Source organism: Mesonia sp. K7 (assembly GCF_003233725.1).
Lineage (GTDB): Bacteria > Bacteroidota > Bacteroidia > Flavobacteriales > Flavobacteriaceae > Mesonia.
The window spans coordinates 73,610-85,888 of record NZ_QKQV01000007.1; the positions used below are offsets into that span (position 1 = coordinate 73,610).

General features: G+C 37.3%; 12 protein-coding genes and 5 tRNA genes. All 17 read left to right on the top strand.

Going from position 1 to position 12,279, the window contains the following annotated elements; genetic code table 11:
- Positions 1-18: 18 nt before the first annotated feature.
- The 17 genes from DNG35_RS06750 to rpoB all read left to right on the top strand — a co-directional run bounded on the left by DNG35_RS06750 (position 19) and on the right by rpoB (position 12,215).
- On the top strand, positions 19-900 hold the full coding sequence (locus tag DNG35_RS06750; protein WP_111127205.1) for a ComEA family DNA-binding protein: 882 nt from the start codon (positions 19-21) through the stop codon (positions 898-900).
- 12 nt (positions 901-912) lie between these two features.
- Entirely contained in the window at positions 913-2,082 is a 1,170-nt protein-coding gene (locus DNG35_RS06755) for an acyl-CoA dehydrogenase family protein (protein WP_111127207.1), read from the top strand.
- An 80-nt stretch (positions 2,083-2,162) separates the two neighbouring features.
- On the top strand, positions 2,163-2,357 hold the full coding sequence (gene rpsU, locus DNG35_RS06760; protein ID WP_111127209.1) for a 30S ribosomal protein S21: 195 nt from the start codon (positions 2,163-2,165) through the stop codon (positions 2,355-2,357).
- Positions 2,358-2,424: 67 nt separating this feature from the next.
- Positions 2,425-3,321 (top strand): tyrosine-type recombinase/integrase, encoded by an 897-nt coding sequence (locus DNG35_RS06765; RefSeq protein ID WP_111127211.1) that lies wholly within the window; start codon positions 2,425-2,427, stop codon positions 3,319-3,321.
- Positions 3,322-3,429: 108 nt separating this feature from the next.
- Positions 3,430-3,503: transfer RNA gene (locus DNG35_RS06770), tRNA-Thr, on the top strand.
- A gap of 31 nt (positions 3,504-3,534) precedes the next feature.
- Positions 3,535-3,617, top strand: a tRNA-Tyr gene (locus tag DNG35_RS06775).
- A 17-nt stretch (positions 3,618-3,634) separates the two neighbouring features.
- Positions 3,635-3,707, top strand: a tRNA-Gly gene (locus DNG35_RS06780).
- A 64-nt stretch (positions 3,708-3,771) separates the two neighbouring features.
- Positions 3,772-3,843, top strand: a tRNA-Thr gene (locus DNG35_RS06785).
- A gap of 94 nt (positions 3,844-3,937) precedes the next feature.
- Positions 3,938-5,125, top strand: a complete 1,188-nt coding sequence (gene tuf, locus DNG35_RS06790) for an elongation factor Tu (protein WP_111127213.1) — start codon at positions 3,938-3,940, stop codon at positions 5,123-5,125.
- 76 nt (positions 5,126-5,201) lie between these two features.
- A tRNA-Trp gene (locus DNG35_RS06795) sits at positions 5,202-5,274 on the top strand.
- Positions 5,275-5,288: 14 nt separating this feature from the next.
- Positions 5,289-5,486, top strand: a complete 198-nt coding sequence (secE, locus tag DNG35_RS06800) for a preprotein translocase subunit SecE (RefSeq protein WP_111127215.1) — start codon at positions 5,289-5,291, stop codon at positions 5,484-5,486.
- 14 nt (positions 5,487-5,500) lie between these two features.
- Positions 5,501-6,058 carry a transcription termination/antitermination protein NusG gene (nusG, locus tag DNG35_RS06805; RefSeq protein ID WP_111127217.1) on the top strand — a complete coding sequence of 186 codons (558 nt, stop codon included), beginning with the start codon at positions 5,501-5,503 and terminating at the stop codon, positions 6,056-6,058.
- Between the two features lie 67 nt (positions 6,059-6,125).
- Entirely contained in the window at positions 6,126-6,563 is a 438-nt protein-coding gene (rplK, locus tag DNG35_RS06810) for a 50S ribosomal protein L11 (RefSeq protein ID WP_111127219.1), read from the top strand.
- Positions 6,564-6,581: 18 nt separating this feature from the next.
- Entirely contained in the window at positions 6,582-7,280 is a 699-nt protein-coding gene (rplA, locus tag DNG35_RS06815; RefSeq protein ID WP_111127221.1) for a 50S ribosomal protein L1, read from the top strand.
- A gap of 10 nt (positions 7,281-7,290) precedes the next feature.
- On the top strand, positions 7,291-7,812 hold the full coding sequence (rplJ, locus tag DNG35_RS06820) for a 50S ribosomal protein L10 (protein WP_111127223.1): 522 nt from the start codon (positions 7,291-7,293) through the stop codon (positions 7,810-7,812).
- A gap of 60 nt (positions 7,813-7,872) precedes the next feature.
- On the top strand, positions 7,873-8,253 hold the full coding sequence (gene rplL, locus DNG35_RS06825) for a 50S ribosomal protein L7/L12 (protein ID WP_111127225.1): 381 nt from the start codon (positions 7,873-7,875) through the stop codon (positions 8,251-8,253).
- 155 nt (positions 8,254-8,408) lie between these two features.
- Positions 8,409-12,215, top strand: a complete 3,807-nt coding sequence (rpoB, locus tag DNG35_RS06830) for a DNA-directed RNA polymerase subunit beta (protein WP_111127227.1) — start codon at positions 8,409-8,411, stop codon at positions 12,213-12,215.
- The last annotated feature ends 64 nt before the right edge of the window (positions 12,216-12,279 follow it).

A 12,279-nucleotide genomic window follows, 5' to 3' on the forward strand; every position in this document is an offset into this window, starting at 1 on the left:
AATGTAAAGTTGTGCCAAATGAAAAATCAGTCCCATTTCGAGCTTACCAAAAGCCAACGGAATGGGATTTTTCTTTTGTTGATCATTATCTTTTTGATTCTTGTCGGAATTTTTTTCATCAGAAAAGTACATGCTTCTTCCTATAAAGAAGTTGAAGCTGATGAAGAAATTGTAGAAATTCAGCGAAAGCTGGATTCGATCGCAAGAGAAAAACAGAAAGCAAAAGTTGCTTATACCATTTATCCTTTCAACCCTAACTTTATTACGGATTACAAAGGTTACCAGTTAGGAATGTCTGTAGAGGAAATTGATAGATTGCATGATTTTAGAGCGCAAGACAAATGGGTGAATTCTAAGGCAGATTTTCAGCAAGTAACAGGTGTTTCCGATTCGCTTCTCGCGGAAATAGCACCGTACTTTAAATTTCCCGAATGGGTGAGTCAGTCTAGAAATAATTATACTCAGCAGAAAACAAATGCGCATAAGCGTTCTTATGCCCAAAAAGCAGATTTGAATACGGCATCGCAACAAGATTTAGAAGCAGTTGCAGGAATAGGAGAGGTGTTATCAGTTAGAATTCTTAGGTACCGTACAAAATTAGGAGGGTTTATCGATGACAGCCAATTAAAGGATATTTACGGGTTGAATTATGAAGCTGAACAAAATTTGCTCAATCACTTTACCGTAAAGACAAAAAGAACGATTGAAAAGAAAAACATCAATACGGTTTCTATTTTAGAGTTAACAGAAATTCCTTATTTTGATTACGAATTGGCAAGGGCGATTGTCGAATATCGAAAATTGCACGAAAAAATCACTTCTTTTGAAGAACTCTCAAAAATTGATGATTTTCCGAGTCATAAAATAGAAAGAATAAAATTATATTTGTCATTAAATTAGAAATAAGCACAAATGAGTTCATTATATTTTACAGAAGAACACGAATTATTTAGAAAAAGTTTAGCCGATTTCCTTCAAAAAGAAGTTGTTCCGCATATCGAAAAATGGGAGAAAACAGGGACGATTGAACGCTTTATTTGGGAGAAGTTTGGTGAGATGGGTTATTTCGGTATCAACTACCCAGAAGCTTACGGTGGATTGGATCTTGATATTTTTTATACGGTAATTTTTCTGGAAGAGTTGCAGAAAATCAATTCAGGTGGTTTTGCGGCGGCCATGTGGGCACATGCTTATTTGGCGATGACACACCTCAATAAAGAAGGTGACGACCGAATAAAAAAAGAATACCTTACGCCGAGTATCGAAGGTAAAAAAATAGGTTGTCTTTGTATTACAGAGCCTTTCGGCGGATCTGATGTAGCAGGTATGAAAACTACAGCAATTAAGAAAGGAGATAAATATATCATCAACGGTTCGAAAACTTTTATTACCAATGGTATTTATTCAGATTATTTGGTGGTAGCTGCCAAAACAGCTCCTGAGCTAGGCAATAAAGGAATGAGCATTTTTGTGATGGATAGAGATACACCGGGAATCGCATCTACCAAGTTGGATAAGCTAGGTTGGCGTGCTTCCGATACGGGTGAGATTTCTTTTACAGATGTGGAAATTCCGGTAGAAAACTTGATGGGCGAAGAAGGAAAAGGTTTTGCTTATATCATGCAACATTTTGCTTTAGAGCGTTTAATTATGGGTGTCAATGCGCATGCAAGAACAGAGCACGCGCTCAATTATACCTTACAATACATGAGTGAGCGTATGGCTTTTGGAAAAACGATAGATCGTTTTCAAGCTTTGCGTCACAAAATGGCAGATATTGCCAGTGAACTCGAAATGATGAAAGCATTTAACTATTCAGTTGCAAAACGACTTAATGACGGAGAATATGTTGTAAAAGAAGCAAGCATGTCAAAACTGCTTTCTACCAAAATTGCAGACCAAGCGATGTACGATTGCTTGCAAATGTTAGGCGGTTATGGTTATATGGAAGATTACCCATTGGCGAGAATGTTACGTGATAGTAGACTTGGTCCTATTGGCGGAGGTACATCTGAGATATTGCGTGAAATCATAGCAAAAATGATTATCGACGGTAAAGAGTATAAACCAGCTGCAAAATAAATTTTTGTAATAAATTTTGTAGTTTGTAAAATTAAACTACTTTTGCAATCCAATTTTTAACGAAAGGAGGTGATACGTATATGTTAATAATACCAGTAAAAGACGGAGAGAATATAGAAAGAGCGTTAAAACGTTACAAGCGTAAATACGACAAAACGAAAGTAATGCGTGAGTTGAGATCAAGACAACACTTTACAAAACCTTCTGTAAAGAATAGAGACAAGATCCAAAAAGCAGAATATATTCAGCATTTAAGAGATCAAGAGAATATCTAAGATATTCTGTTTGATATCTAAAGATTAAAAACTATTATTGGTAACTTTACTGGTAATAGTTTTTTTTATGTCTTTACTTCAGCGCTATTGCGAATACTTGCTCTTGGAAAAAAAATATTCCAAGCATACGGTTTTGGCTTATGAGAATGACATTCTTCAGTTTCAAACATTTATCAAAAGACAATTTCAAGAAGACCTATTAGAGAAAGTAAATTATACGCTTATCCGTTCTTGGATTATCAAGCTGTCTGAAGAGGGGCTTTCCAATAAATCCATCAACAGAAAAATCACTTCACTCAAAGGTTTTTATAAGTTTTTACTAAAAGTAAAGAAGATAGAGCGCTCGCCGTTAGCACAACACAAATCACTGAAGGTTTCCAAGAAGATTTCCATTCCTTTTTCGCAGACAGAAATAGAAACGGTGCTCAACCATATCGATAGAGATAGTTTTGAGAATGCTCGTGATTATTTGTTGGTAGAGTTACTTTACGCAACAGGAATGCGTCGAGAAGAAATTGTGAATTTACAATTGTCCAATTTCAATTCGGATTTTACGCAAGTAAAATTTTTAGGAAAGAGAAATAAAGAACGCATGGTTCCGATTATAAAAATGATCAAACCGAGTATCATACATTACCTAACTTATAGAAAAGAACTTTTGCAGGATTTAGAGATTTCTTCCGGTCATTTTTTTCTCACCAGTAAAGGGAAGCCTATCTATCCCAATTTGGTTTACAGAAGAGTAAATGAGTTCTTTAAAAAAGTTTCTACCAAGACCAAAACCAGTCCACATATTTTACGGCATAGCTTTGCAACACATTTGCTCAATCAAGGTGTCAACCTGCAAGAAGTAAAAGAATTGTTGGGTCATGACAGCTTGGTTTCTACGCAAGTTTATATCCATAACGACATCCATAGCCTTAAGAAAGTCTACCAAAATTCGCACCCGCGAAATAAAGATTAAAAAAATATAAAAAAAAGATATATTTTTTTTGCGTAATAAATAATCTGTTTTATATTTGCACTCCGTTATAAACAACGGTCTTTTTTGTAGTGAAAAAGAAAGAAAATTGCCGATGTAGCTCAGCTGGCTAGAGCAGCTGATTTGTAATCAGCAGGTCGTGGGTTCGAGTCCCTCCATCGGCTCTTTTTAGTTCTGTGAAATAACAATTTTTTTGGGAAGATACTCAAGCGGCCAACGAGGACAGACTGTAAATCTGTTGGTTTTTACCTTCGCAGGTTCGAATCCTGCTCTTCCCACAATAAAAACAAGGAATGCGGGAGTAGCTCAGTTGGTAGAGCGTCAGCCTTCCAAGCTGAATGTCGCCGGTTCGAACCCGGTCTCCCGCTCTATTTTCATTTAAAATAAAATGAAATAGAGCTTACTTGCTTTAAAAACATTTATGGTTTTATTGCCGACGTAGCTCAGGGGTAGAGCGCTTCCTTGGTAAGGAAGAGGTCACGAGTTCAATTCTCGTCGTTGGCTCTACATTTTAAAAGAAAGCAACTTTTAAGGTTGTTTTTTGGTATTTGTAAAAATTTGAACACTAATATATAACTAAGATTAAAAAGGATTAATTATGGCAAAGGAAACTTATGACCGTTCCAAACCGCACTTAAATATTGGGACAATTGGTCACGTAGATCACGGAAAAACAACTTTAACTGCTGCTATCACTAAAGTATTAGCAGATGCTGGTTTTTCAGAAGCAAGAGCATTCGATCAAATCGATAACGCTCCAGAAGAAAAAGAAAGAGGTATTACAATTAACTCTTCACACGTAGAGTATGCGACTGCAAACCGTCACTACGCTCACGTTGACTGTCCTGGTCACGCCGATTATGTAAAGAACATGGTAACTGGTGCTGCGCAAATGGATGGTGCTATTCTTGTGGTTGCTGCTACAGATGGTCCAATGCCACAAACTCGTGAGCACATCTTATTAGGTCGTCAGGTAGGTATTCCTAGAATCGTTGTTTTCTTAAACAAAGTTGACTTAGTAGATGACGAAGAGTTATTAGAATTAGTAGAGATGGAAGTGAGAGACTTACTTTCTTTCTATGAGTATGATGGTGACAACGGTCCTGTAATTTCAGGTTCTGCTTTAGGTGCCTTAAATGGTGAGCAAAAGTGGGTTGACACTGTTTTAGCATTAATGGAAGCTGTAGATAACTGGATTGAAATGCCAGAAAGAGATGTTGATAAGCCTTTCTTGATGCCTATTGAAGATGTATTCTCTATTACAGGTCGTGGTACTGTTGCTACTGGTCGTATCGAGACTGGTATTGCTAAGACTGGAGATCCTGTAGAGATTATTGGTATGGGTGCAGAAAAATTAACTTCTACGATTACTGGTATCGAGATGTTCCGTCAGATATTAGATAGAGGTGAAGCTGGTGATAATGCTGGTATCTTATTAAGAGGTATTGAGAAAACTCAAATCTCTAGAGGTATGGTAATCACTAAGCCTGGTTCTGTAACTCCACACGCTAAATTTAAAGCTGAGGTTTATATCCTTAAAAAAGAAGAAGGTGGTCGTCACACGCCATTCCATAACAACTACCGTCCGCAGTTCTACGTAAGAACAACAGACGTTACAGGTACTATCAACTTACCTGATGGTGTAGAAATGGTAATGCCAGGTGATAACTTGACTATAAAAGTAGATTTGATCCAACCAATTGCAATGAACGTAGGTTTACGTTTCGCTATCCGTGAAGGTGGTAGAACAGTTGGTGCTGGTCAGGTAACTGAAATTTTAGATTAATTTTTTAATTGATCTTTAAAGTAAATTAAAAGTTAAGGTGTTTTTGCTGAAAATGCAAAGCACCTTGACTTGTAATACGGGCGTAGCTCAGCTGGTAGAGCAGTGGTCTCCAAAACCAAAGGTCGTGGGTTCGATCCCTTCCGCCCGTGCAAATTAAAAAATTATGTCAGGAATAGTAAATTATATATCAGAGTCATATAACGAGTTAAAAAACCATGTTTCTTGGCCGTCTTATGCTGAAGCGCAAAGACTAACGGTAATTGTTTTAGTTTTTTCTATATTGTTTTCTTTAGCAATTTGGGGGGTAGATACGGTTTTTAGCTCGATGATTGAGAATTTCTTTAATTGGATTAAATCCTAAAAATTTACTAGGTCATGTCAGCAGAAGTTAGTAGTGTAAAAAAGTGGTATGTCGTAAGGGCTGTTAGCGGGCAAGAGAACAAGGTGAAAGATTACATCGAAAAAGAAATAGCTCACCTGCAGTTAGAAGATCATGTGGAAGAAGTGCTTGTTCCTACAGAAAAAGTAATACAAATCCGTAACGGAAAGAAAATCAACAAAGAGAGGGTTTATTTTCCAGGTTATGTGATGGTTAAAGCTAATTTAGGAGGAGAGATTCCTCATATCATAAAAAGTATCAATGGGGTTATTGGGTTTTTGGGTGAAACAAAAGGAGGAGATCCTGTGCCGTTAAGAAAATCTGAAGTAAATAGAATGTTAGGTAAAGTAGATGAACTGTCTGTAAAGCCAGATAGTGTTTCGATACCTTATGTGATTGGTGAAACTATAAAAGTAATCGATGGTCCGTTTAACGGATTTAACGGTACGGTAGAAAAGGTAAACGAAGAGAAGCGTAAGCTTGAAGTGATGGTAAAAATCTTTGGAAGAAAAACACCATTGGAGTTAAGTTATATGCAAGTAGAAAAAATATAAGTGTTACATATTTCGAATTATTTTAATGCTTCCAACTTGAAATAATTCATTTTAAATTCAATTAAAAATGGCAAAAGAAGTAAGTAAGGTTGTAAAACTACAAGTTAGAGGAGGGGCAGCAAACCCATCTCCACCTGTTGGACCTGCTTTAGGTGCTGCCGGAGTAAACATCATGGAATTCTGTAAGCAATTCAATGGTAGAACTCAAGACAAAGCTGGTAAAGTATTACCTGTAGTAATTACGGTTTATAAAGACAAGTCTTTTGACTTTGTTATTAAAACTCCACCAGCGGCAGTTCAGATTTTGGAAGCAGCTAAAGTAAAAAAAGGTTCTGGAGAGCCTAACAGAAAAAAAGTTGCTAGTGTAACTTGGGATCAAGTAAAAGCAATTGCAGAAGATAAAATGCAAGATTTAAACGCATTTACAGTAGAATCTGCTATGAAAATGGTTGCAGGTACAGCACGTTCAATGGGGGTTAATGTAAAGGGTAATGCACCTTTTTAATGTAAAACACTAGAAGAAATGGCAAAAGTAACAAAGAAGCAAAAAGAAGCAAACGCAAAAGTAGATAGCACAAAAACATATACGGTTGCAGAAGCTTCAGCTTTAATTAAAGAAATATCAAACGTAAATTTTGATCCTTCAGTAGATTTAGCTGTTCGTCTTAATGTAGATCCGCGTAAAGCGAATCAAATGGTTAGAGGTGTGGTAACTTTACCTCACGGTACCGGGAAAGACGTTAGGGTTTTAGCATTGGTAACTCCAGACAAAGAACAAGAAGCTAAAGATGCAGGAGCAGATTTCGTTGGTTTAGACGAGTATTTAGACAAGATAAAAGGAGGTTGGACAGATGTAGATGTCATCATCACGATGCCAAGCGTTATGGGTAAATTAGGTCCTTTAGGTAGAGTTTTAGGTCCTAGAGGTTTAATGCCAAACCCAAAAACAGGTACTGTAACGATGGACATCGCAAAAGCAGTTTCTGATGTAAAAGCAGGTAAAATCGACTTTAAGGTTGATAAAACCGGTATCGTACACGCAGGAATTGGTAAAGCCTCTTTTGATGCTGAAAAAATTGCTGGTAACGCAAGAGAATTATTAACTACGCTGGTAAAATTAAAACCTCAAGCGGCAAAAGGTGTATACATCAAGAGTATCTTTATGTCTAGTACGATGAGCCCGAGTGTTGAGATTGATACAAAAAGGTTTACTGAGCAATAAATAAATTATTATGACTAGAGAAGAAAAATCACAAGTAATAAAAGATTTAACTGCCCAGTTAACAGATACATCAACCGTTTACATTGCAGATATTGCAGGTCTTGATGCAGGAGCGACTTCTAACTTAAGAAGAGCTTGTTACAAGGCAAATGTAAAGTTGTCGGTAGTTAAAAATACATTACTAGCAAAAGCTATGGAAGCTACTGAAAAAGATTTCGGTGACTTACCATCAATTTTAAAAGGAAACACTTCTATTCTGATTTCTGAAACTGGTAATGCACCAGCGAAAGTAATCAAGGAATTTAGAAAAAAATCAGAAAAGCCAATCCTTAAAGGAGCTTTTATTGATGAAGCTATATTTGTAGGTGACGAGTATTTAGAGGCACTTTCGAATATCAAATCTAAAGAAGAAGTTATTGGAGACATCATCGGATTGCTTCAGTCGCCTGCTAAAAACGTTGTTTCTGCACTTAAATCGGGTGGAGGAAAACTGGCAGGAATTCTTAAAACACTTTCTGAAAAAGAAGGTTAATCAAATAGTACGCACTTTTTAATAAATAAATTAATTTACACATTTTAAAACGATAGAAAAATGGCAGATTTAAAAGATTTCGCAGAACAATTAGTTAACTTAACAGTTAAAGAAGTAAACGAGTTAGCTGATATTTTAAAAGAAGAATACGGTATTGAGCCTGCTGCTGCAGCTGTAGCTGTTGCAGGTGGTGCTGCTGCTGGTGGAGACGCTGGTGATGCTGAAGAAAAATCAGAATTTGATGTTATCTTAAAGGCAGCTGGTGCTTCTAAATTAGCAGTTGTAAAACTTGTAAAAGAGTTAACAGGTCTTGGTCTTAAAGATGCAAAAGAATTAGTTGATGGTGCTCCTAAACCAGTGAAGGAAGGAATCGCTAAAGACGAAGCTGAAGCATTAAAAACTCAATTAGAAGAAGCAGGAGCTGAGGTTGAGCTTAAATAAGCTGACCGCTGATATTTTTAGGTTTAGACCTCAAGCATAGCGCTTGTAGGTCTAAACCATTTTGCGTATTTGTACGCCGCGTTTATTCGCAAACATTTTTTTTAATCAAGTTGTTGTTTTCTTAAGAAACAAAACTTTAAAATTCCGTTCAATAGATGTTAGAAACGCAAGCTGAAAGATTGAATTTCTCTTCTGTAAAAAACAGACCTGACTATCCGGACTTTTTGGATATTCAGATAAAATCTTTTCAAGATTTTTTTCAACTTGAAACCAAATCAGAAGAAAGAGGAAATGAAGGGCTTTACAACACCTTCATGGAAAACTTCCCGATTACAGATACCCGTAATCAATTTGTATTAGAATTTTTAGATTACTTTATCGATCCACCTAGATATTCTATACAAGAATGTATCGAAAGAGGATTGACCTATAGCGTACCCTTAAAAGCTAGGCTTAAGTTATATTGTACCGACCCAGAGCACGAAGATTTCGAAACCATCGTGCAAGATGTGTATTTAGGTACGATTCCTTACATGACGCCAAGTGGTACTTTCGTAATCAACGGAGCAGAAAGAGTGGTGGTGTCACAGTTACACCGTTCTCCAGGAGTATTCTTTGGGCAGTCTTTCCACGCTAACGGAACCAAACTATATTCAGCAAGAGTTATCCCTTTTAAAGGATCGTGGATAGAATTTGCTACAGACATCAATAGCGTGATGTATGCGTATATTGATCGTAAGAAAAAACTTCCGGTAACCACACTTTTCAGAGCTATTGGTTTTGAAAGAGATAAAGATATTTTAGAGATTTTTGACCTTGCAGAAGAAGTGAAAGTTTCTAAATCCGGACTTAAAAAAGTATTAGGTAGAAAACTTGCCGCGAGAGTATTAAACACGTGGTACGAAGATTTTGTAGATGAAGATACAGGTGAAGTAGTTTCTATCGAAAGAAATGAGATTGTTTTAGACCGTGATACCGAGCTTGAAAAAGAGCACATCGAAGAAATCCTAGAAACAGGAACTAAAACTATCCTTTTACACAAAGAAGACAGTTCTACAGGTGATTATGCGATTATTCATAATACCTTACAAAAAGACCCTACCAACTCAGAAAAAGAAGCGGTAGAGCATATCTATAGACAGTTACGTAACGCAGAACCACCAGATGAAGAAACGGCTAGAGGAATCATCGATAAGTTATTCTTCTCAGACCAACGCTACAATTTAGGTGAAGTAGGTCGTTACCGAATGAACAAAAAACTTGGTTTGGATATCGAAATGGATAAGCAAGTACTTACCAAAGAAGATATCATTACCATTATTAAATATTTAATTGAGCTTATTAACTCTAAAGCAGAGATTGATGATATCGATCACTTATCAAACCGTCGTGTAAGAACTGTTGGTGAGCAATTATCACAACAGTTTGGTGTTGGTTTAGCCCGTATGGCAAGAACCATCCGTGAACGTATGAACGTGAGAGATAATGAGGTGTTTACACCAATCGATTTGATTAATGCCAAGACTTTGTCTTCGGTTATTAATTCGTTCTTTGGTACTAACCAGCTTTCTCAGTTTATGGACCAAACCAATCCACTGGCAGAAATTACGCACAAGCGTAGATTATCGGCTTTAGGACCAGGAGGTTTATCTAGAGAAAGAGCAGGTTTCGAAGTACGTGACGTTCACTATACACATTATGGTCGTCTTTGTCCTATCGAAACACCAGAAGGACCAAACATTGGTTTGATTTCTTCATTGGCAGTTTATGCTAAGGTCAATAACTTAGGATTTATTGAAACCCCTTACCGCAAAGTAGTAAATGGTAAGATGGACGAAAAGCCAGTTTATTTCTCTGCAGAGGAAGAAGAAGAAAAGTTAATCGCTCAAGCGAATATTCCATTAAAAGATGATGGAACCATCGATACCGATAAAGTAATTGCACGTATGGAAGGTGACTTCCCGGTAGTAGACCCCAAAGAGGTTCACTATATGGATGTTGCTCCTAACCAGATTGCTTCAATTTCGGCTTCGTTAATTCCCTTCTTAGAACACGATGATGCCAACCGTGCGTTGATGGGATCGAATATGATGCGTCAAGCCGTACCATTATTAAGAGTAGATTCGCCAATCGTAGGAACAGGACTGGAAAGACAAGTAGCTTCAGACTCTCGTGTCTTAATGAATGCAGAAGGAGACGGAACCGTAGAGTATGTAGACGCTCAGAAAATTACCATTAAGTACGATCGTACCGATGAAGAAAGAATGGTAAGTTTTGATACCGATTCTAAGACTTACGATCTGATTAAGTTTAGAAAAACCAACCAAGGAACTTCAGTGAACTTGAAGCCAATCGTAAAAGTAGGTGATCGAGTAGCTAAAGGTCAGGTGCTTTGTCAAGGTTATGCTACCGAAGCCGGAGAATTAGCTTTAGGTAGAAACATGAAAGTTGCCTTTATGCCTTGGAAAGGATATAACTTTGAGGATGCGATTGTAATTTCGGAAAAAGTTGTTCGTGAAGATATCTTTACGTCTATCCACATCGATGAATATTCGTTGGAAGTAAGAGATACCAAATTGGGTAACGAAGAGTTGACCAATGACATTCCTAACGTTTCTGAAGAGGCAACCAAAGATCTTGACGAACACGGTATGATTAGAGTGGGTGCAGAAGTTAAACCTGGTGATATCCTTATCGGAAAAATTACACCAAAAGGGGAAAGCGATCCAACTCCAGAAGAGAAATTACTAAGAGCAATCTTTGGTGATAAAGCAGGAGATGTAAAAGATGCATCGCTAAAAGCTTCACCATCGTTAAGCGGTGTGGTAATCGATAAAAAACTTTTCGCAAGAGCGGTAAAAGATAAGCGCAAGCGTGCTCAAGATAAAGAAGACATCGTAAGGTTGGAAGATAAGTACAGAGTGAAGTTTGAAGCCTTGAAAAACGAACTTATCGACAAATTATTTGCTATTGTTAACGGAAAAACAGCACAAGGTGTTAAAAATGATTTAGGAGAAGAAGTTTTACCAAAAGGAAAGAAGTATACTTTAAAGATGTTAGCATCGGTAGAAGATTATACGCATTTGACTTCGGGTACTTGGACTACAGATGACCATTTAAACGCTTTAGTAGCAGATTTAATCCATAATTATAAGATTAAGGAAAACGATCTTCAAGGAAACTTGAGAAGAGAGAAGTTTACCATTTCTGTGGGAGACGAATTGCCATCAGGAATCATCAAATTGGCTAAAGTTTACATTGCTAAAAAGCGTAAACTAAAAGTAGGTGATAAAATGGCGGGTCGTCACGGTAACAAAGGTATCGTAGCGAGAATTGTTCGTGAAGAAGATATGCCTTTCTTAGAAGACGGAACTCCGGTAGATATTGTATTGAATCCATTGGGTGTACCATCACGTATGAACATTGGTCAGATTTACGAAACTGTTTTAGGTTGGGCAGGTCAGAAGTTAGGTCAGAAATATGCGACTCCAATTTTTGATGGAGCAACGATTGACCAGATCAACGACTTGACTGATAAAGCGGGTATTCCAAGATTTGGTCATACTTATTTATATGACGGTGGAACAGGAGAGCGTTTTGACCAAGCGGCGACGGTGGGTGTGATTTATATGTTGAAATTAGGACATATGATCGAAGACAAGATGCACGCACGTTCTATCGGACCATACTCATTGATTACGCAACAACCACTTGGTGGTAAAGCACAATTTGGAGGTCAGCGTTTTGGTGAGATGGAAGTTTGGGCACTTGAGGCTTATGGAGCATCGAGTACGCTTAGAGAAATTTTGACCGTGAAGTCTGATGATGTAATTGGTAGAGCCAAAACTTACGAATCTATCGTAAAAGGTGAGCCAATGCCAGAACCAGGATTGCCAGAATCTTTCAATGTATTGATGCACGAATTGAAAGGTTTAGGATTAGATATTAAATTGGAAGAATAAAAAAATAGTTGTCAGTTTCAGCATATAGCTTTGGTTGTATGCTGATGGCTGAAAGCTGAAGACT